The sequence below is a fragment of the Pseudomonas mandelii genome, from assembly GCF_002251635.1.
In the GTDB taxonomy this organism is placed as follows: Bacteria; Pseudomonadota; Gammaproteobacteria; order Pseudomonadales; family Pseudomonadaceae; genus Aquipseudomonas; species Aquipseudomonas mandelii_B.
Map to the genome: position 1 here is coordinate 19,779 of NZ_NMOJ01000242.1, position 17,213 is coordinate 36,991.

The following is a 17,213-nucleotide window of genomic DNA, read 5'->3' on the forward strand; positions in this document are numbered from 1 at the left end:
AGGATGAAATTCAGTGAACAATGGCTGCGTGGCTGGGTAAGCCCGCAGGTAGATCGCGACGAGCTGGTTGCTCGTCTGTCGATGGCCGGCCTTGAGGTCGATAGCGTAACGCCGGCCGCCGGTGTTTTCAGCGGCGTGGTCGTGGGCGAGGTGCTGAGCACCGAGCAGCACCCTGATGCTGATAAATTGCGCGTGTGTCAGGTCAGCAATGGCTCCGAAACCTTCCAGGTCGTATGCGGAGCGCCAAACGTGCGCCCGGGCCTGAAGATTCCGTTTGCCATGATCGGCGCCGAACTGCCAGGCGACTTCAAGATCAAGAAAGCCAAGCTGCGTGGCGTTGAGTCCAACGGCATGCTCTGCTCCCAGGCTGAACTGCAAGTGGGCGAGGGCAACGATGGCCTGATGGAGTTGCCGGCGGATGCGCCAGTGGGTCTGGACATTCGTGAGTACCTGAGCCTGGAAGACGCCAGCATCGAGGTTGATCTGACCCCGAACCGCGGCGATTGCCTGTCCCTCGCTGGCCTGGCCCGCGAAGTAGGCGCGCTGTACAACGCGCCAGTCACTCGTCCCGTGGTTGCCGCAGTAGCTGCCGTGCACGANGAAGTACGCCCGATCGAAGTGCTGGCGCCAAACGCTTGCCCACGCTACCTCGGCCGCGTGATCCGTAACGTCGACCTTTCCAGGCCAACCCCGCTGTGGATGGTTGAGCGCCTGCGTCGCGCCGATGTGCGCAGCATCGACGCTGCCGTCGACATCACCAACTACGTGATGCTGGAGCTGGGTCAACCGTTGCACGCTTTCGATCTCGCCGAAATCAATGGCGGCATCCGCGTACGCATGGCCGAAGAAGGCGAGAAGCTGGTATTGCTCGACGGCCAGGGAGTCAGCCTGCGCGCTGATACCCTGGTCATCGCCGACCACACCCGCGCCTTGGCCATCGCCGGCGTCATGGGGGGCGAGCACAGTGGCGTCAACACCACGACCACTCGTGATGTATTCCTGGAAAGCGCNTTCTTTGATCAGATCGCCATCGCCGGCAAGGCCCGCTCCTACGGCCTGCACACCGATGCCTCGCATCGCTACGAGCGTGGCGTGGACTGGAAGCTGGCCCGTGAAGCCATGGAGCGCGCCACTGGCCTGCTGCTGGAAATCACGGGTGGCGAAGCTGGCCCGATCACCGAAACCGTCAGCGAACAGCACCTGCCCAAGATCGCACCGGTCACCCTGCGTGCGCAGCGCATTACCCAGATGCTGGGCATGGAAATGGAGTCGGCCGAAGTCGAGCGTCTGCTCAGCGGCCTGGGCCTGAAGATTTCCGCCGACGGGGCAGGGCAGTGGCGTGTTGAAGTGCCAAGCCACCGCTTCGACATCAGNCTGGAAGTTGATCTGATCGAAGAGCTGGCCCGTCTGTACGGCTACAACCGTCTGCCGGTTCGTTACCCGCAAGCTCGCCTGGCGCCGCAAGCCAAAGCCGAAGCGCGTAGCGATCTGCCTGAACTGCGTCGCCTGCTGGTGGCGCGTGGTTATCAGGAAGCAATCACCTACAGTTTCATCGATCCGAAACAATTCGAGTTGTTTAATCCGGGGGTCGAGCCACTGCTACTGGCCAACCCGATCTCGAACGACATGGCGGCCATGCGCTCGTCCTTGTGGCCCGGTCTGGTCAAGGCACTTCAGCACAACCTGAACCGTCAGCAAGATCGCGTACGCATGTTCGAAAGCGGCCTGCGTTTCGTCGGCCAACTCGACGGCCTGAAGCAAGAGCCGATGTTGGCCGGTGTGGTTTGCGGTAGCCGTCTGCCGGAAGGCTGGGCGCAGGGTCGCGATGTCGTGGATTTCTTCGACGTCAAAGCCGACGTGGAAGCGGTGTTGGGCTTTGCTGGTGCACTGGACTCGTTCACGTTCGTGCCGGGCAAACACCCTGCGTTGCACCCGGGTCAAACCGCGCGCATCGAACGTGAAGGTCGCCTGGTCGGCTTCGTCGGCGCTATCCACCCTGAATTGTCGAAAACCCTNGGTCTCGACCGCCCGGTTTTCGTCTTCGAGCTGGTTCTGGCCGAAGTGGCATTGGGAAAAATGCCAAAATTCCAGGAGTTATCACGCTTTCCTGAAGTGCGTCGTGACCTGGCACTGATTGCGTCCACGGACGTTGCGGCCAGTGCCGTACTGGATGTAATCCGTGAAAATGCAGGGGAATGGCTGACAGACCTCAGGCTATTTGACGTCTATCAGGGTAAAGGCATTGATCCGCATAGAAAAAGCCTTGCAGTTGGCTTGACCTGGCAGCATCCATCGCGCACTCTTAATGACGATGAGGTGAATACCACGACACAAAATATCCTCACCTCGCTCGAACAAAGGTTGAACGCCACGTTAAGGAAGTGACGTATGGGGGCTTTGACGAAAGCTGAGATGGCGGAACGTCTGTACGAAGAGTTGGGTCTGAACAAGCGCGAGGCCAAGGAATTGGTCGAGCTGTTTTTTGAAGAAATCAGGCACGCTCTGGAAGACAACGAACAGGTCAAATTGTCCGGTTTCGGCAATTTTGACCTGCGGGACAAACGCCAGCGGCCTGGCCGCAATCCAAAAACGGGAGAAGAAATCCCGATCACGGCTCGCCGTGTGGTCACCTTTCGTCCAGGGCAGAAGTTGAAGGCCCGAGTTGAGGCTTATGCTGGAACCAAGTCATAACGACGAGCTACCCGTCATCCCAGGCAAACGCTACTTCACCATTGGTGAAGTCAGCGAGCTCTGTGCGGTCAAACCGCACGTGTTGCGCTATTGGGAGCAGGAGTTTCCTCAACTCAACCCCGTCAAACGCACCGGGAACCGTCGGTATTATCAGCGCCAGGATGTGCTGATGATCCGGCAGATCCGTGCGTTGCTGTACGATCAGGGGTTCACCATCAGCGGCGCGCGCCAGCGTATGTCCGGTGATGAAGCCAAAGACGACACCACCCAATACAAACAGATGATTCGGCAGATGATTGCTGAGTTGGAAGATGTGTTGGTTGCCCTCAAGAAATAATTTCCTGCATTTGAATACTTCCAGTTTTCAAAAGCTTGCGATATATTCTTGAGCGTTCTTCGAGGAGAGGAACNNGTAACACGCCTAGTCGGGGCGTAGCGCAGTCCGGTAGCGCACTAGCATGGGGTGCTAGGGGTCGAGTGTTCGAATCACTCCGTCCCGACCATTATTCCTGAGTAAAATCAGACACTTGAGCCGATCAGATGGATCGGCTTTTTTGTGGCTGCGCAAAACTACCCGATGATTTCGCTGATATTCAGGTCCGGTATTGCCTCGGACCAGATGATTTCCTCGGGNTTGTGAGTTCACTCAGAAGCATGATAAGCGGTTCGAAAAGCACTTCTCTTCGCAAATGGATGACATAACGCTCATCCTAAAATGTCATTTGATGCTTGAAGAAATGCTTCGTGATTTCTGTTCAGAGATGGTTCCTCAACCACAATTTCTGAAAGACTCGCGATTTACTTTCGCTCAGATCCTAGACTTATCTAGGGCTCTATATCCGATCGGGATCAAAATCGGTGGAATGGTAGAGCTGTGGTCACTTTGCGAGAAAATCAATCGCATTCGAAACATCATGGCGCATGCACTTGATCCGGACTCGACCAAATTAGACGGCCATAAAGCCGCGATCATGGACGCCGTCAGATCTAGGGGAGAGGGAAATACCTCCTCATTGGGTTTTGTGGGTTGCCTCACGTATGTCTTAGGAGCGTTTAGCCTAATACTGCAGGTTGGTGTAACCCATAAAAATGGTGAAGACTTTCGGGATATCCCACGAAAATAGTCACGTCCCGGTAAACTCGCTGATATCCAGATCCGGTATTGCCTTGGACCAGACGATTTCCTCGTGGTCCCGCAGGTGGTTTTTGGTCATGCTCTCGCTCGCATGGCCAGCAATTTTCTGACCATCCTTTCCGGCTTTCTTGTACAGGTGCAGCGACAGCGCTCGCACTTCGTGGAAGCCCGGCATCTCTTCTTCCTTCCATCCCGCGTAGCAGTTCGCCGCCTCCCTGGCCTCCTTGAATGCTCGCGTCAAATACCTCTCCTCAACCTTTGTCCAGTGATCCTTGGTCTGCGCCTGTTTCTATTTCCAGCGTTCGGGCTTCTGGTGTACCAGGTAGGGCGATACGACATCGTCACGGCATCGGCTGATGACCGCCTGCAACTCCGGCGTTATCAGAAATCGTATCCACGCCGCGTCACTGACCTTGGCCGTCTTCTTCTGCACCACGTACAGGTAACCCTCCCGACTGCCATCAAAACGCATATCGAGGATGTCTGTCCGGCGCTGGGCGGTGATCAATGCCAGGTCGATTGCGTTCTGCAGCCAAGCCGGGGACTTCTCCCGGATGGCTTTCAGTCCTTCAACCGTGTGGCGTTTGCGCTGCTTCTTCTCGATCCGGTTGATGGTGCTGGCCGCCGGGTTGTCCGGGCACAGTCCTTTGGACGCAGCGTGATTGAAGATGTCGATCAGTAGCGCCCGGCACTGGTTCGCCGTGCGCGGAGTGAGCGCGTCCAGCATCTCCGCAACCATGCGAATGGTTATTTGATCGACGGTCTTGCCCTCGAATTGCTTGCGGAAGCGCCGGAAGTGCACGGCGTAAAGGCCCAACGTTCCTTTGGCCAGCTCGCGTGGCGGCAGAACGTCACGTTCGTAGGTATTGAGGAAGCCGGCAAATGACTCTGATGAGTTGCCCATAACAGCGCCGATCAGGTCAGCGCCGCGCATGAACTCCAGGTTCAACTGCTTCGCGGCATCAATCGCCTTGATTCGGTCGTTGCCAAACGGGAACCACTTACCGTCGGTTGGCCGCCGGTAGCGATAAGTCGAGCGCCGCGAATCGAAATACAGGTTCTGCGGGAGGCTCTTGTTCGCCTTGTTGCGCGGCCGTGGGACCATCATGCAGCTCCTTTCAATACCATCGCCACCAGGTCGTTGCCGTCCGAGCGATTGAATGCCGTCCAGTAAACGTACCAGAGTTTCCCGATTTGCTCTCCGGGCACCACGCCGTTACGGATGTGGTTGCGGATGGCCTGCGTGCATTGCGGGGTTCCGTTCTCGCCCCAGCGCCGGCGCTGGAACTCACTGATCTTGATCAGCTCTCGTTTCATTGGGTGCTCCATGCCGCGCGTGGCGGCAGAAGGTGGTTAATGGGCGAACTTGGCGAGCGCGGCATCTGCGATCTTCATCGCTGCCTGGGCGTCGTTCACGTAGGCCAGGTCGAACCCGCCGCACAGATGGATGGTTGCTTGGCAGGCGCGCAGGTTCTCCCTGGTGAGTTTCAGCGCGACGACCAGCTCTGCTCTTCGCGTGCCTCGGCTTCGCCTCGGGCAATGCCCCAGAAGCGTTGCTGCCATTGGCCGGGTGGCGGCGGGTTGCTGTTTTGCGCGCCGAACACCATCGCCCCGACAATCGAATCGCACAGATCGCGCTTTTAGGCGTTGTCGCCGTCGATGCTCAGGCCGCGTCGGCGCAACGCGCTGACCACCTCGTCGTCAATCAAGCCTTGATCCCGGAGCACGATGTCTTCCTCGGGCTTGTCGGGGGTGTAGATAACCAGAGCAATCTTGGCGCCCGGACAAAGTTGTTCGCCGATCTTCACCAGCGCGTCGTTCGCGACCTGGTGGAAACGCTGAAGAATTGCGGACATAGAGATTCCTCGCCCGCCGTACACCGGCAGGCTGGTAGGTGGAAGAGGGGTTAGGTGTTGTCGGCGATGTCGGCTTCGGCCATCTCGCAGAAGAATGAGCAGGACGGTATTTTCTCGTTGCGCCGCACTGGGCCGTCGCCAAGGTCGCGCAAGGAGAAGCACACGTTGGTGGTGCGGTCGCGAAACAGGTATGAACCTTCGCCTAAGTCGTCTTGTACCAGGCACAGCTCTTCAAACTTGGCTGGGAAGTCTTCGCGGATCGCTCGAAAATAGCCTTCGCCGCCTTTAACGCAGCCAATGCAGTTGGCATTGTCGTAGCCCAAGCGGTACATCAGCGGCAATTCGATGCCTGCGCGCTCGACCATTGCCTTGCAGTCGTCTTTACCCAGGCCTGCGTCAATCAATGGGGCGATCACCGGGCGATCAGGGTTCCGATCGTGGAAGTCCTCCAAGCGGTCTACCTCTTCGGCGGTGTACCCGAACACCATCACGTCGCCTGGTTGCTTCCAGGCATCGAGTAGGCGGCGCTTAAGCAACTTGGTGCAGGGGGCGCCGTTGCGGCCTTTCATGAACCGTTCCCGGCGGAACACTTGGATAATGTCAGCGCCGTACTTTTCATCGCGAAGCTGCACTACCTCCTGGCCGAACCACTTTTGGCAGTCCTGTAAAAAGCGCCGGTTATCCTCGTGCTCATTGGCCAAAAATGCATTGATGATTTGGACGTCATGCGTGGCGCTGTACTGGGCCAGCGCAAGTTTGGTGGCCACCGCCGAGGCGGCACCGCAGCTGAATTGGCAGACGATCCTATTGTTCATCACCGCGGCCCCTTGTAGCAGTACACGTAGGCGAACCAGGCGAGGGCGATCATGGCGTCACCTGCGGACTTTCTTCTCCTATCTTGCACGATCCGCAACCATCACCGCAGGCGGGCGGAGTTGGCTCCCAAGCCGAGCAATTTGCAATCCCGCTGGCGAACCAGGCCGCTTGCAGTTCCTCCGGGGCGTCACCCTTGAAATTTCGCTCACGAACCTCCAGGCCCCGCTCGGTGAACCATGCGTAAGGGATCAGCTCGTCATCGGCGGATGGCCAAGCCGGGTGAGTCCAGCACCCAGTACCGTCTCGATGAACCGGCAGCGGCTGGATCAAAACAGTTTCTTCAGGCATGACTTCGTCCTTGCCGCTATAGCGGCTGATTTCGAATGGAAATGGATGTATCTGATCAGGCTAGCGAAAAGCGTGGTCTGGCAGCTATTGTTAGCTTGTTGGGGAAAATTTCGTTGATTACTGGGAGATGATCTTTATGACGGTTGCGGTGGTCTGGTTTAACGAGGCGCAAAGGCAAATATGGTGTGCGGCAGATTCTAGGCTGTCAAAAGGCGCTGGTGTGTTAATGGATGGCGGCGTAAAGGTATTTGAAGTTCCTGTTGTTTGCCGCAAGGAGGCTGGTGAATTCAATTGGGTTGTTACGGGTGACTATAGTTTTGGATTTGTTTTTTCTGGATCGTCCATTTCTGCTTTAAGTACGCACGCTATTGTCGTTGCAATGTCGAAAAATTTGGTAGAGCGTCAAGGCGAAGAGTCAAGTATTTGTTTGGAAGATATAGCGAAGCTATTTCAATTTGTTGGTGAGCGGCAAATTAAAGAAATTGGTGAGCGTCTTGGCGCTACTGAGCATCCAAGTAGCTGTCTTTTTGACTGCGTGGTTTTCGGCATTTGCCCCAAAAAAAGAGCTCTACTGGCTTTTGAAGTTAAGACAAGTATTGCTGAAGGCGTAATGTCGGAAATCATTGTGCATGAAGTAGGTCCCGGATTTTGTCTTGCAATTGGGAGCGGAGCGGAAACCTTTAATTCTATGATGAAGGCTGGAGGTAAGCGCGTACCGCCTTTGACTGTTTTAACTAAAATGCTGTCAGAGGAGGTTCGCCCAGACGTTGGTGGTTATTTGCAGGCAGGTGTTGTAGGGGAGGGTGGGTTTAGGGTCTGCCCAATAATAGAAAAAAATAGCGAAAACACTTTGGTGGCTAGCTTTTTAGGAATAGAGGCAGAATCAGTTCCTATTAAAGGGTATGTCATTGGTTACTTGGCGGTAGGGGCGTAGATGTAACCAGAAGCTTTGGAACCGAATGTATCCGCATGCCAGTTTTCTATGGGCATGGGGCGTCCTATGCCGGGTCATGCCCGGGCGGTGGCGGGGTTGGGTGTGTGGTGATGGCGTCGTCCAAGGAGTTAACTATCCGCAAGGTGCGACTAGCTGACGGGGGAACAGGTCTCTGCGGTCATGCTTTAGCTATCGCATTGGAGCGCTAACCCGTGAAACGACTGACCGAGTGGATAAACCTAATCGCCGCTGTAATACGCCTGATCAGCGTAATCATCCGCACTGGTTGGCTATGAATTGTCGTCGCTGGCGTGATTCGTTGAAGTGGGGTATTTGTGTTCGGACCGGCATGAGGCCGGAACAAGGAGATATCTGTGGATGCTGCAATAGCAGGTCTTATCGGTGCTGCGATTGGCGCTAGCAGTTCATTGGTGACCGTATGGATTCAGGCGCACTACCTAGCTAAAAGAGAGCGTTCGAAAGCTGTGCTGGACTTCGCTATTCGGCATCGAAGTGAGGCGTTTGAATATGCGGACAAGATCGCGGGTCCCGTTGCGGTCACACCTCTGGCAGCTCATGTGCACTATCAACAGGGGCTGTTGAAGCTGATTGAGACGAACACCCTTACAGCCGAATCGCTGGAAAAGCTGCATAGCGACAACGATGATATTTCCCAGTCCATTCAGGATGCGAAACAAGCCAGAGTGGTGGCTAAAGTCATGGCGAATCAAAATCGCAGCTAATTGAGGGGCGTCACCGCATAGGGAAGCTGGGTCAGATCGGTTACAGACCAGCGTATATCCGGTCGAGGTCGTGATGTTTTTTTGCGGGGCGCTGCATTCTTGAGCGCATTTTTGTAGCTGGCCTTGGCTTCTTTCTGGGTTGTGCACCACTCACCGCTGGTGCGGCTGGTGCTGAATCTGAACTTCCGATCTTTGCCCCACCAACTGCTCCCGCTGAACTACAGATTCGGCTTCTCGATGCCCAGCCACTCGGCGAACGTGCAGTTGATATCGGCATCCAGAAACTGCTCGTAGCGGGTCAGCTTCGGCAGGGGCGGCAGCTTACCCCGCGCAGCCCGTTCACCGTCTCGCGTTGCGCGATAGACAACCTCTGATTGGCCACAGAAGGCGGGTGGCTTGCCGCATGCCATCAGGCCGGCAGAGACCAGAACATCCAGGTTATTCGCGTCGTCGTAGCCGGGACTGGTCAGAAAGTTGTTGCGGGTCACCGTGCGGCGGTTGCGATCTTCCGGCTGTATGCCCAGGGTGTGCCAAAGCAGACCAAGCTGGACCGCGCTGATTTCTGCAGAGCATTGGTTATCTCCAGTCAGGCGCCGCCCTCCGTGACCGGTGGTGGTAATTTGGTTTGGGTTGGGGTATTACGGGTGACCGGCATGGAGCCGGATCAAGGAGAGCGTTCGATGGCTGGTCCAAGCAATAGAGAAATCGCAATTGAGCAAGCAGCAGTTGCAATGCTCTTTGAAGCCGAGAAGCTCGGAATAGACATTTCTGCTTTAGCTGAAAAAGCTAAGGTGGGCATTCTGGGTAATGCTTCCTACACGTGGGTATCCGATCACGGCCTAAAATTAGAGTCTGCAGAAGCAGCCCTTTATCTCGTATCTGCTGTTAGGAACGAACCGGCGGAATAACTTCGTCCCCAGGCTCTGGCGGATCGTCGGCGAGCGATTTCATGCCGGCGGCCTGAATGATGCGCGACACCTTTTCGGTTACAACAAAAGGTGTCGTGACAAAGCGAAGCATCTTGGCTTGGGTTTCGTAATCGGCGGCGATCAGGTTCCGCAGCAGGTTCTGATACACCTCCTGCTCAATGTTGAAGCCGTGTTCTTTCATCAGGCGCTTGAGGTCTGACATGAACACGCCGGCCACCTCAACCTTGAAATGCCCGACTCCCTTCGCGGCATCGTCCGCCGCTTTCTTCTCGCGCTTCTTGCGCTGCTTGATGGCTTCCGCCGTCGGCTCCTGCTGTTCCTCGGCCATGGCCTGCCTCTTCAATTCCGTGGGCCGGTAGATCCAGCCATGTCTGTCGTCGGCGCTGGCGCACTCCAGTTAGGCGCCGCCCTCCGTGACCGGATGCGACAGTGGTTGTATGTTTTCGGGTGTGGCAGAGTGATGGCCAGCTTCCCTACTCCACAAGGAATGTTGCCGATGCGGCTTTTATTGGTTTCAACGATCACCGTACTTATCGCTGGTTGCTCTGTGCCGGGCATCGTGCCGATGGGGCGCGACACATACATAGTCGCGAAGGATGGCAGCTTCACCACCTTCGGCGGCGGAGCCGTCAAGGCTGAGCTGTACCAGCAAGCCAATGTCTTTTGTGAAAACAAAGGGAAGCAGCTTATGCCTGTGAAAGAAGCATCCCGAGATTCCGGCTACGGTCGCTATGCCAATGCCGAACTGCAATTCCGTTGCCTTGATGCAAACGATCCAGAGTTGCGTCGCCCAACGATGTCGTCAGAGCCAAGCGTGAAGATCAAAGTCGAGTAGGCGCCGCCCTCCGTGACCGGATGCGGCTTTGGTTGAAGGACTATATTGATGGTTGCGCCAATGAACTCGGACTGCGTACTCTCGATGCTCATCAAACGAGGCGTTAAACATGAGCAACCGTCAACTTGAAGAAGCGCAAGAAAATCGCCATAACGAGATCATCGGCGAGCACATCGGCCTTTCTGCCGATGAGGTTGCAGAGTACGTGACGGACATCCAAGACCAGGATAATGGCACCGGTCATGTCATATATTTCTCTATCGCGATTCCGAAAAGCGTCCGTGATAAAGTTGATGGGCTTGGCGATGAGCTTTACCTGAACACAGGCCCTATCGACTTTGATGAAGAGGGCGAGCAGTAACCCGACTCAAGCCGCCTCGATGCCGGTCTTGGCGAATTGCTTAAGCTGTCGCGACTGCTTTTCCGTAACGACGATTTCAGGTCGCGACATGGTGGAGAAGCGGGCGGATTCTTCGGCGGGTGCCAGCTTCGGTGACCGAACGTTGGCAATTTAAGCTTGGATGATGTCTGATGGCGCTTCAAATTAAGCAATGGAGGCTTTATGTCTTTTTTCAGAGCAGCTCAGTGTTTTTCAACTGCAATTGACACCCTGATGATTCCTCACCCCCACGGCGTGACACCTCACATTACCAGGGCGCTGATTGAATGCAACGAGGCGGTTGACAGCATTCCAGTGAATAAGCTAGACGCCGAAGCCGCTGGTTGGATTGAGCAGCTAAATGTGTTGTTGGACTATCGACATTTGACAGTTCCGCAAGGCAAAGGCGGCCTAGAAGTAAAGGCAGAAACACTCGGAGAAACTGATCAAATTCAGCTTTCCCAATTGGTCAAAGATCTTTATGACTGGTGCAGTGAGGCAAACCGACAGGGTTTATAACTTCGTCGCCCGGGTCGCCAGGGTCGCGCCGTAGCTCGGCCAAGCTCTCTTCACGAAACATCAACGCCACGTTTTCGCTTATCTGCAATTTGTGGGGCGGGCTTTCAATCGCTTGGTAGGACAGGGTCGACCCGAGCCCATGAGCGTTCAGGATGAGGTTCTGCACTGCCTCGTTGATTTCCTCAATACCGTTCCAGGCCATCAACTCATCAAGCTTCTGACGGGTGCCGAGCCTGACCCGGTGCCGCAGTTCCTTCTCGTCGTACTCGATCCTCTTCTCGGCGGCCTTCGCCGATCGCTCTTGTCCACTCGGGAAATAATTGGCTTACGGATGCACCATGTACTGAATCTGGACAAATGAACTGCTACATCGCTTTGATATGGGCTATGCGGCGCATGAATCGACCTTCACCTGGCGCCAAGCGCCGACAGCTTCGAAGATCCGCGCGGCGTGCGCCTCGTCCAGGGACATCGCTTCGGGAATGGCGATCCAGCCCGAAGCCACCATCTGGCTTTGATTGGCCTCGTCGCGCAGCTTCTTGTAGCAATGCTCGATCACGTCTTCCAGGTGGTCGGAGAGGTAGACGCCATCGGGCGCCACCTCCACCGACTTGCTGTAGCGGTCGCCGCGGGCGTCGATGCAGAGGGCGCTGAGGTAGATCGTCCACCGGTGGGGAATGCCGCAGACGGCCTGGCCGATCTTCCCCGGTGCGATGTTCTTGAGCGACTTGCAATTGATCATGCCCTGGCGGCCGCTGGGGTCGATGTTCACCACCGCGACGTGGTTGGAGGCCAGCAGCGACCGGCAGGACCGGTCAATGCGGGCTTTGAGGTTGTGCGGCTTGCGCTTGCTCATAATGCCTCCGCGAGTTTGCGCAGCGCTTCACGCTCGGCCCGAGTAATGGGCGGCTTGCGGCGCTTGAGGATGGTTTCGGGATCGATCTTGGTGGAGCGGGGCGGTGGCAGCGGTTTGCGTGGCGGGCTTGGCAACTGCGCGACTGTCCCGCCTGCGGCCAAGAACTCCGCAATCCGGTTGGAGATTGATTCAGCGTTCTCCCGCTGCTGCTCGACTAAGTTGAGGTGGTTGCTAATCATGATCAGGCTCCTAAACGATAGGCTTGCGCCCTGGCTTTGTCCGCGACCTCATCAACCATGCGATTCAGTTCCAGGTTGAACTGGACCAGCTCTTTGTGCAGGTTGGCGATGTAGTCTTCGTTTCGGTGGATCGTCTCGATGTACAGCTGACACTCCTCATCTTGGCGAGAGTCGAACGACAGGAAGTCCCACCATTTCCGGCCGGTAACGAACATGCAGCCCTGTACCTGAGTCATGTGTTCCTCGTGCATGCCTTCGAGCCGGGTCCTGACGTGTATCGCCTCATTGAAAGGGCACTTCGACTCGGTGCCCCCGTCGTCGTTTATCAGTCCGTCTGGCGAACAGCCGAGCCAGTCGTACTTCGGGTGAACGATGAATTCTGACGGCATGACGATGTTGCCGGTCAGCATCTCGTAGGCGTCCTGAGCCTTCTGTTCTTCGGTGTGACCCCACTTCATGGAAGCGCTGCTGACGTTGTGCTTCGACTTCTTTGCCAGCCGTTCGAAACACAGTTCACGCATGTACGAGGTGCGCGCGCCCATAGGTTCGCGCTTGCCATTTTTGTCGGGCTTACCCCAGGCCACCACGTCTTTAAACCGGCTGGCGGTTACTCGGCCAGATCGGTCTGCATTCCACTTCTCAGTGCCTTGAAGTTCCGCTCTCACTACGCCGCTTCCTCGGCCTGAGACAGGCCATCGCTGGTGCCAGTCATCTCGGTGAAGTCGCCATCAACTGTTGCCGCCATACTCTTGAGCGCTTCGTGGCATTCGAGGCCGATAGCCGCACGCTGCTTGGGCTTGAGACCTGCCCAGGCTGCCGCATAGGCTTCGATGTCCTGCCGCTTCGCGACGAGCAAAAGGTCTGCGAATACTCCGTCGATTTCCGGCGACGGGGATTTCAGGCCGAACGACACACCCGCAGCGGCAGCGGTGTTTGAAGCCTGCTAAGAGTCGCGCCCATTTTTTGGTCACCAGGTAAGCAATCTGCTGCTTGGGGTCTTCCGTCCAAAGCGTAGAGTTTCGCGTGTGGACCTGGGTGAGCAGAAGATCCAGGACGCGTGGCTCGTCTTCGCCTTGGAGCCAATCCCACACTTCTGGAGCTGGGGCCGAGCGAATGCCGAAGCTGGAGAGCTCAGATAACTCAAGCAGTGACGCGGGAGGCTGTGGTCTGCTCACGTTTTTGTTCTCATACACTCTCGGCAGCCAGCCTAAAAATCAGGATGAACAATCTGCCCGCCCTGACTTGCAGGGGCAGATCATCGCGGTATAGGGTTTCTCGTTTATGTCACAGGATAAAATGTGAACAACACTACAAAATGGATCATAAGTACCGGCGTTGCCATTGTGATTGGATGCGGAAGTGGTGCATTCGCATACCTTCAATACTCGTCGCAACAATCCAGAGAGATGGGTCGCATTGAGGCCGAGAACAGTTATTTAACGATTCAAATCGTTCAGCTCAAGCAAGACAAAGAAAAGCTTATTGGCGATTTGAAAGCGTGGGATTTGGCATACCGCCAAAATGACACAGAATTATCGACTGCTCGATCCAGGCTTGCATCTGTACAAAACGACGAGTGTGAATCGATCTGGTTTGAAGTCCTTCGCCTAGAAACTGACGCAAGCTGGGCCGGAGCACACGACTACAGTTTGGACCGAAGACAAGAGCTACAGACCCAGATTGCAGAACACAAAAAAACCCATCAAGTTTGCCTTTCTTCCCGGAAGTAACTTTGAAACTCTCATCATCCAGGTGCCTTGGCGCTCAGCGATGGTTCGGATGGAAGCAACCCCGCCTGGTAGGCACGTTCGATCGCCTCCCAGTCGGGTTGCATGGTTGTCATTAAAAACATGCGCAAAACCCATTGAAGAAATGTCGTCTGGGCGATTCGGGGTAGTTCTCTTGAGCGCATTCTGGGTGGTGGTGCGAATGATCAATTGGAAGAGCGCGGAAAGCTCGGTCTGAAGACTCGCCAATTGCTGAATGGCGGCGTGATCGAGCTGTTTAAAAACATCGCTATCGATCAGGTTGTAGGCAATGGCCAAGGGTTGGTTGTGAAGGCGGGAGGCCAGATACTTCCACCTGTGGACCCAATCATTGTGGCGACTGGATTCCGACCTGGCAGGAGCCTGCTCGCCGAGTTGCGTATCGCACTTGATCCCGCAACTCAAAGCGTACCTCGCCGGTTTGCTGCAAAGGCTAGTGCGCATCAACCTGACCCGCCCTCGATGACCGGGGCGGCATAGGGGCGACCTTCCTATTTTCTTTTGCACGTCCAGGTAGTCCTTGAACCAAGGGCGACCTATTTCTGCGTGAGTGACAGATTCATTACAGAAACCATATATACATCGTCGCAGATATTTTAAGAGGCACGGAAGGCTGGCTAGCGCCTTGATACAAAGCTTTCATTGAAGGTGCTCGGCGGCGTCCTATCGTTTTGATGGATTAATGTTCGTTGGCTCTTTACCTTACATACGGGAAAACATATATTTGTTAAACCGCATATGAGCTGAGGCTTCACAATGACCAGCAAAGCCCGTGTTCTGTTTGTCTGTACTGCCAACGCTGCACGCTCCCAGTTGGCCCAGGCGTTGCTGAGGCATACCGATTCGGAGCATTTCGAGGCGTTCAGCGCCGGCACAACTCCAACTCAGGTAGATCCGCGCACCTTCGAGGTGCTTTCACACATCGGTGTGAGCACCGAAGGATTACGTAGCAAGTCGATAGACGAGTTCCGTGGTGAGCGTTTCGATTACGTCATCACCTTGTGTGATAAATCCGCTGCGCAATGCCGGTCTTTACCTGGAGCGGGTGAGGCATTGGCCTGGAGTTTTGAAGACCCGGTCACCAGCACCAAACCCGATGCCTTCCGTCACACCCTTCACGAAATTCATGAGCGCATCAAGATGTTCGTCTTGGTCAAAAACAAGCACTGAGAAAACGATATGGCTGACCATCTGACACCGACCACTGTTTTCAAATGCCTTGCTGACGACACTCGGGTCCGCACGATGATGCTCATCACCCGTGAAGGAGAGCTTTGTGTTTGCGAGCTGACCTGCGCGTTGAACGAGAGTCAGCCAAAAATCTCCAGGCACCTGGCGCAACTGCGTACTTGCGGCCTGTTGTCGGACCGTCGGCAAGGCCAATGGGTGTATTACCGACTTCACCCGAATCTTCCTGATTGGGTTCATCAAGTGCTGACCACCGTGCTGGAAAGCAACAAGCACTGGTTGAGCCCTGATGCCAAACGCCTTGATGAAATGGGTGACCGTCCTGAACGGGCAGCCGTGTGCTGTGAAAGCAAAATCGCCTGATTCCGCCTTTGACTATGAGATCACTCGATGAAAATCCTGTTCCTCTGCACGGCCAATAGCTGTCGCAGCATCCTTTGTGAGGCGGTTTTCAATCACTTGGCACCGCAAGGCATGAAAGCCTACAGCGCGGGCAGTCAACCCAAAGGCGACGTGCATCCGCTGAGTCTCAAAACTTTGGAAAACGCTGGTATGTCGACGCTCGGGCTGTTCAGTAAGTCCAGCGATGTCCATGTGAATTTGGCACCTGATTTCGTCATCACGGTGTGCGACAAGGCAGCTGGTGAAGCTTGCCCGGTATTTTTTGGACCCGCCACCAAAGCCCACTGGGGGCTGGCTGACCCTTCGGAATACCACGGGACGCAAGAAGAGATCGATGCGGCTTTTGAAGCCACCTTGGAGCAGATCAAAACCCGTATTGAAGCTTTCTTGGCTTTACCGCTTGCCCGACTGAGTGCCGAACAGCTCAAGGCAGAACTGGCCCTGATTGGCATGCTGTAACCACAGGAACAATGACCATGAGTAAAAATCGCCTTTCCTTCCTGGGCCGATATCTGGTTGAAGGGCCGTTGGTTCGATGACTCCAAGAGCGCTGTTGCGCAGGACAAAGACTATGTTTGAAGACGACATCCCCCAACTCGATACCGACCTGGTTGATCTTCCATCGGCTGACAAGCTGGGCATCGAGAAGACCTCCATCCACAAGCCGCGCATCCTGCTGCTTTACGGCTCGACGCGCGAGCGCTCTTTCAGTCGGCTGCTGACCGAGGAAGCCGCACGGATTCTGCGTTTGATGGGCGCCGAAACGGTGATCTTCGATCCCTCTGGCCTCCCGCTCCCCGACGATGCGTCCAGCGACCATCCCAAAGTCCAGCAACTGCGCGAGCGGGTGCTCTGGTCCGAAGGCCAGGTCTGGTGCTCACCGGAACGCCACGGCTCGATGTCGGCAGTGTTCAAGGCGCAACTTGACTGGGTGCCGCTGGCGTTGGGTGCCGTGCGGCCCACCCAGGGCAAGACCTTGGCGGTGATGCAAGTGTCGGGCGGCTCGCAATCTTTCAACACCGTCAATCAACTGCGCGTGCTCGGACGTTGGATGCGCATGTTCACCATCCCCAATCAATCCTCGGTGCCCAAAGCATTCATGGAGTTCGACGACCAGGACCGCATGAAACCGTCGGCGCTTTACGACCGCGTCGTCGATGTGATGGAAGAACTGGTGAAGTTCACCTTGTTACTGCGCGACCGCCCGGACCTGGTAGACCGTTACTCGGAGCGCAAGGAAAGCGCTGATGAGCTGTCGCAGCGGGTCAACCAACGGTCGATTTGATCGACCCTGCCAGCGTATGCTCAAGCAAACCGCTTCCCGAGCTGAACACAGTTCAATGGCCAATTGATCTTCACCCCGCAGCGGCTGACCGAAGGGGACACCATCGCCATCCATTGCAAGGGCGGATCGGGTCGTACCGGTTTGGTCGCCGCTCAACTGTTGATCGAGAGCGATGTGCCATTCAGCGATGCCATCCGCGATGTTCAGTCGTTGCGTCCACGCGCCATTCAACATCCTGCCCATATCGAATACATCGGCCAGTTCGACACTCAGTCGAACTCCCACTGACAAC

24 protein-coding genes, 1 tRNA gene and 4 pseudogenes are annotated in these 17,213 nt (G+C 55.8%); 16 read left to right on the forward strand and 13 right to left on the reverse strand.

Annotation, left to right across the window (positions count from 1 at the left end; translation table 11 throughout):
* The first annotated feature begins 3 nt into the window (after positions 1–3).
* The 4 genes from pheT to B7L09_RS28675 all read left to right on the forward strand — a co-directional run bounded on the left by pheT (position 4) and on the right by B7L09_RS28675 (position 3,194).
* Positions 4–2,385 (forward strand): phenylalanine--tRNA ligase subunit beta, encoded by a 2,382-nt coding sequence (gene pheT / locus B7L09_RS28660; protein ID WP_094471657.1) that lies wholly within the window; start codon positions 4–6, stop codon positions 2,383–2,385.
* Positions 2,386–2,388: 3 nt separating this feature from the next.
* On the forward strand, positions 2,389–2,691 hold the full coding sequence (gene ihfA, locus B7L09_RS28665; protein WP_002553164.1) for an integration host factor subunit alpha: 303 nt from the start codon (positions 2,389–2,391) through the stop codon (positions 2,689–2,691).
* Complete coding sequence (locus B7L09_RS28670) at positions 2,672–3,028, forward strand: MerR family transcriptional regulator (RefSeq protein WP_094471658.1); 357 nt, start codon at positions 2,672–2,674, stop codon at positions 3,026–3,028. Before ihfA ends, B7L09_RS28670 begins: the two co-directional genes overlap by 20 nt.
* Before the next feature lie 89 nt (positions 3,029–3,117).
* Positions 3,118–3,194, forward strand: a tRNA-Pro gene (locus B7L09_RS28675).
* Positions 3,195–3,815: 621 nt separating this feature from the next.
* Here B7L09_RS28675 and B7L09_RS28685 read toward each other — a convergent pair.
* The 5 genes and pseudogenes from B7L09_RS28685 to B7L09_RS28705 form a co-directional block, all read right to left on the reverse strand.
* Positions 3,816–4,931 (reverse strand): annotated as a pseudogene (locus B7L09_RS28685) (phage integrase Arm DNA-binding domain-containing protein).
* On the reverse strand, positions 4,931–5,143 hold the full coding sequence (locus B7L09_RS28690) for a hypothetical protein (protein WP_010455907.1): 213 nt from the start codon (positions 5,141–5,143) through the stop codon (positions 4,931–4,933). The pseudogene B7L09_RS28685 and the gene B7L09_RS28690 overlap by 1 nt, the downstream one beginning before the upstream one ends.
* 36 nt (positions 5,144–5,179) lie before the next feature.
* A pseudogene (locus tag B7L09_RS28695) lies at positions 5,180–5,682 on the reverse strand (hypothetical protein).
* Positions 5,683–5,732: 50 nt separating this feature from the next.
* Positions 5,733–6,497, reverse strand: coding sequence for a hypothetical protein (locus B7L09_RS28700; RefSeq protein WP_010455903.1), 765 nt, complete (start codon positions 6,495–6,497; stop codon positions 5,733–5,735).
* 49 nt (positions 6,498–6,546) lie between these two features.
* Entirely contained in the window at positions 6,547–6,846 is a 300-nt protein-coding gene (locus tag B7L09_RS28705; RefSeq protein WP_081854001.1) for a hypothetical protein, read from the reverse strand.
* Positions 6,847–6,982: 136 nt separating this feature from the next.
* On the opposite strand from B7L09_RS28705, the gene B7L09_RS28710 reads away from it, so the two are divergent.
* Together B7L09_RS28710 and B7L09_RS28715 are read left to right on the forward strand one after the other, a co-directional pair.
* The gene (locus tag B7L09_RS28710; RefSeq protein ID WP_010455901.1) at positions 6,983–7,780 is read left to right on the forward strand and encodes a hypothetical protein; all 798 of its coding nucleotides are present in this window, start codon (positions 6,983–6,985) and stop codon (positions 7,778–7,780) included.
* Positions 7,781–8,154: 374 nt separating this feature from the next.
* Entirely contained in the window at positions 8,155–8,523 is a 369-nt protein-coding gene (locus B7L09_RS28715; RefSeq protein ID WP_010455899.1) for a hypothetical protein, read from the forward strand.
* 218 nt (positions 8,524–8,741) lie between these two features.
* Here B7L09_RS28715 and B7L09_RS32560 read toward each other — a convergent pair whose 3' ends face one another.
* Positions 8,742–9,011: a hypothetical protein gene (locus B7L09_RS32560; RefSeq protein WP_010455897.1), complete on the reverse strand. Its 270-nt coding sequence runs from the start codon at positions 9,009–9,011 to the stop codon at positions 8,742–8,744.
* Positions 9,012–9,203: 192 nt separating this feature from the next.
* Between B7L09_RS32560 and B7L09_RS28725 the strand changes: the two genes are divergently transcribed.
* The gene (locus tag B7L09_RS28725; protein ID WP_010455895.1) at positions 9,204–9,431 is read left to right on the forward strand and encodes a hypothetical protein; all 228 of its coding nucleotides are present in this window, start codon (positions 9,204–9,206) and stop codon (positions 9,429–9,431) included.
* Here B7L09_RS28725 and B7L09_RS28730 read toward each other — a convergent pair.
* Positions 9,409–9,780: a hypothetical protein gene (locus B7L09_RS28730; protein ID WP_010455892.1), complete on the reverse strand. Its 372-nt coding sequence runs from the start codon at positions 9,778–9,780 to the stop codon at positions 9,409–9,411. The genes B7L09_RS28725 and B7L09_RS28730 overlap by 23 nt on opposite strands.
* A 168-nt stretch (positions 9,781–9,948) precedes the next feature.
* Here B7L09_RS28730 and B7L09_RS28735 point away from each other — a divergent pair, with 168 nt between their 5' ends.
* From B7L09_RS28735 to B7L09_RS32685, 4 genes are all read left to right on the forward strand, one after another.
* Positions 9,949–10,287 (forward strand): hypothetical protein, encoded by a 339-nt coding sequence (locus B7L09_RS28735; RefSeq protein WP_010455879.1) that lies wholly within the window; start codon positions 9,949–9,951, stop codon positions 10,285–10,287.
* Between the two features lie 109 nt (positions 10,288–10,396).
* Positions 10,397–10,648, forward strand: a complete 252-nt coding sequence (locus tag B7L09_RS28740; protein ID WP_010455878.1) for a hypothetical protein — start codon at positions 10,397–10,399, stop codon at positions 10,646–10,648.
* 201 nt (positions 10,649–10,849) lie between these two features.
* Positions 10,850–11,185, forward strand: coding sequence for a hypothetical protein (locus B7L09_RS31820; protein ID WP_141213514.1), 336 nt, complete (start codon positions 10,850–10,852; stop codon positions 11,183–11,185).
* 139 nt (positions 11,186–11,324) lie between these two features.
* Positions 11,325–11,546, forward strand: coding sequence for a hypothetical protein (locus B7L09_RS32685; RefSeq protein ID WP_176457789.1), 222 nt, complete (start codon positions 11,325–11,327; stop codon positions 11,544–11,546).
* Positions 11,547–11,570: 24 nt separating this feature from the next.
* Here the strand turns inward: B7L09_RS32685 and B7L09_RS28750 are convergent, their stop codons facing one another.
* From B7L09_RS28750 to B7L09_RS32085, 6 genes and pseudogenes are all read right to left on the reverse strand, one after another.
* Entirely contained in the window at positions 11,571–12,041 is a 471-nt protein-coding gene (locus B7L09_RS28750; RefSeq protein ID WP_064451078.1) for a hypothetical protein, read from the reverse strand.
* The gene (locus B7L09_RS28755) at positions 12,038–12,280 is read right to left on the reverse strand and encodes a hypothetical protein (protein WP_094471661.1); all 243 of its coding nucleotides are present in this window, start codon (positions 12,278–12,280) and stop codon (positions 12,038–12,040) included. The genes B7L09_RS28750 and B7L09_RS28755 overlap by 4 nt, the downstream gene beginning before the upstream one ends.
* A gap of 2 nt (positions 12,281–12,282) precedes the next feature.
* Positions 12,283–12,945 (reverse strand): lambda exonuclease family protein, encoded by a 663-nt coding sequence (locus tag B7L09_RS28760; protein ID WP_010455866.1) that lies wholly within the window; start codon positions 12,943–12,945, stop codon positions 12,283–12,285.
* The gene (locus B7L09_RS32570) at positions 12,945–13,193 is read right to left on the reverse strand and encodes a hypothetical protein (protein WP_010455865.1); all 249 of its coding nucleotides are present in this window, start codon (positions 13,191–13,193) and stop codon (positions 12,945–12,947) included. Before B7L09_RS32570 ends, B7L09_RS28760 begins: the two co-directional genes overlap by 1 nt.
* 154 nt (positions 13,194–13,347) lie before the next feature.
* A pseudogene (locus B7L09_RS32990) lies at positions 13,348–13,455 on the reverse strand (putative metallopeptidase); the annotation flags it as partial.
* 492 nt (positions 13,456–13,947) lie between these two features.
* On the reverse strand, positions 13,948–14,325 hold the full coding sequence (locus tag B7L09_RS32085; protein ID WP_156877439.1) for a hypothetical protein: 378 nt from the start codon (positions 14,323–14,325) through the stop codon (positions 13,948–13,950).
* 477 nt (positions 14,326–14,802) lie between these two features.
* On the opposite strand from B7L09_RS32085, the gene B7L09_RS28780 reads away from it, so the two are divergent.
* From B7L09_RS28780 to B7L09_RS28800, 5 genes and pseudogenes are all read left to right on the forward strand, one after another.
* The gene (locus B7L09_RS28780; protein ID WP_010455863.1) at positions 14,803–15,216 is read left to right on the forward strand and encodes an arsenate reductase ArsC; all 414 of its coding nucleotides are present in this window, start codon (positions 14,803–14,805) and stop codon (positions 15,214–15,216) included.
* A 9-nt stretch (positions 15,217–15,225) separates the two neighbouring features.
* Positions 15,226–15,597: a metalloregulator ArsR/SmtB family transcription factor gene (locus B7L09_RS28785; RefSeq protein ID WP_010455862.1), complete on the forward strand. Its 372-nt coding sequence runs from the start codon at positions 15,226–15,228 to the stop codon at positions 15,595–15,597.
* Between the two features lie 27 nt (positions 15,598–15,624).
* Positions 15,625–16,095: an arsenate reductase ArsC gene (locus B7L09_RS28790; protein ID WP_010455861.1), complete on the forward strand. Its 471-nt coding sequence runs from the start codon at positions 15,625–15,627 to the stop codon at positions 16,093–16,095.
* Between the two features lie 112 nt (positions 16,096–16,207).
* Positions 16,208–16,921 carry an arsenical resistance protein ArsH gene (gene arsH / locus B7L09_RS28795; RefSeq protein ID WP_094471662.1) on the forward strand — a complete coding sequence of 238 codons (714 nt, stop codon included), beginning with the start codon at positions 16,208–16,210 and terminating at the stop codon, positions 16,919–16,921.
* 93 nt (positions 16,922–17,014) lie between these two features.
* Positions 17,015–17,209, forward strand: a pseudogene (locus tag B7L09_RS28800) (protein phosphatase); the annotation flags it as partial.
* Positions 17,210–17,213: the final 4 nt, after the last annotated feature.

Bases quoted from the DNA above. Each gene is read 5' to 3' on its own strand.
- B7L09_RS28700 (WP_010455903.1), bottom strand. From the start codon at position 6,497: ATGAACAATAGGATCGTCTGCCAATTCAGCTGCGGTGCCGCCTCGGCG.
- ihfA (WP_002553164.1), top strand. From the start codon at position 2,389: ATGGGGGCTTTGACGAAAGCTGAGATGGCGGAACGTCTGTACGAAGAG.
- B7L09_RS28780 (WP_010455863.1), top strand. From the start codon at position 14,803: ATGACCAGCAAAGCCCGTGTTCTGTTTGTCTGTACTGCCAACGCTGCA.
- B7L09_RS28670 (WP_094471658.1), top strand. From the start codon at position 2,672: ATGCTGGAACCAAGTCATAACGACGAGCTACCCGTCATCCCAGGCAAA.
- B7L09_RS28750 (WP_064451078.1), bottom strand. From the start codon at position 12,041: ATGAGCAAGCGCAAGCCGCACAACCTCAAAGCCCGCATTGACCGGTCC.
- B7L09_RS32685 (WP_176457789.1), top strand. From the start codon at position 11,325: ATGAGCGTTCAGGATGAGGTTCTGCACTGCCTCGTTGATTTCCTCAAT.
- B7L09_RS28730 (WP_010455892.1), bottom strand. From the start codon at position 9,780: ATGGCCGAGGAACAGCAGGAGCCGACGGCGGAAGCCATCAAGCAGCGC.
- arsH (WP_094471662.1), top strand. From the start codon at position 16,208: ATGTTTGAAGACGACATCCCCCAACTCGATACCGACCTGGTTGATCTT.
- B7L09_RS28755 (WP_094471661.1), bottom strand. From the start codon at position 12,280: ATGATTAGCAACCACCTCAACTTAGTCGAGCAGCAGCGGGAGAACGCT.
- B7L09_RS28735 (WP_010455879.1), top strand. From the start codon at position 9,949: ATGCGGCTTTTATTGGTTTCAACGATCACCGTACTTATCGCTGGTTGC.
- B7L09_RS28705 (WP_081854001.1), bottom strand. From the start codon at position 6,846: ATGCCTGAAGAAACTGTTTTGATCCAGCCGCTGCCGGTTCATCGAGAC.
- B7L09_RS28790 (WP_010455861.1), top strand. From the start codon at position 15,625: ATGAAAATCCTGTTCCTCTGCACGGCCAATAGCTGTCGCAGCATCCTT.
- B7L09_RS28725 (WP_010455895.1), top strand. From the start codon at position 9,204: ATGGCTGGTCCAAGCAATAGAGAAATCGCAATTGAGCAAGCAGCAGTT.
- B7L09_RS28740 (WP_010455878.1), top strand. From the start codon at position 10,397: ATGAGCAACCGTCAACTTGAAGAAGCGCAAGAAAATCGCCATAACGAG.
- B7L09_RS28710 (WP_010455901.1), top strand. From the start codon at position 6,983: ATGACGGTTGCGGTGGTCTGGTTTAACGAGGCGCAAAGGCAAATATGG.
- B7L09_RS28690 (WP_010455907.1), bottom strand. From the start codon at position 5,143: ATGAAACGAGAGCTGATCAAGATCAGTGAGTTCCAGCGCCGGCGCTGG.
- B7L09_RS31820 (WP_141213514.1), top strand. From the start codon at position 10,850: ATGTCTTTTTTCAGAGCAGCTCAGTGTTTTTCAACTGCAATTGACACC.
- B7L09_RS28785 (WP_010455862.1), top strand. From the start codon at position 15,226: ATGGCTGACCATCTGACACCGACCACTGTTTTCAAATGCCTTGCTGAC.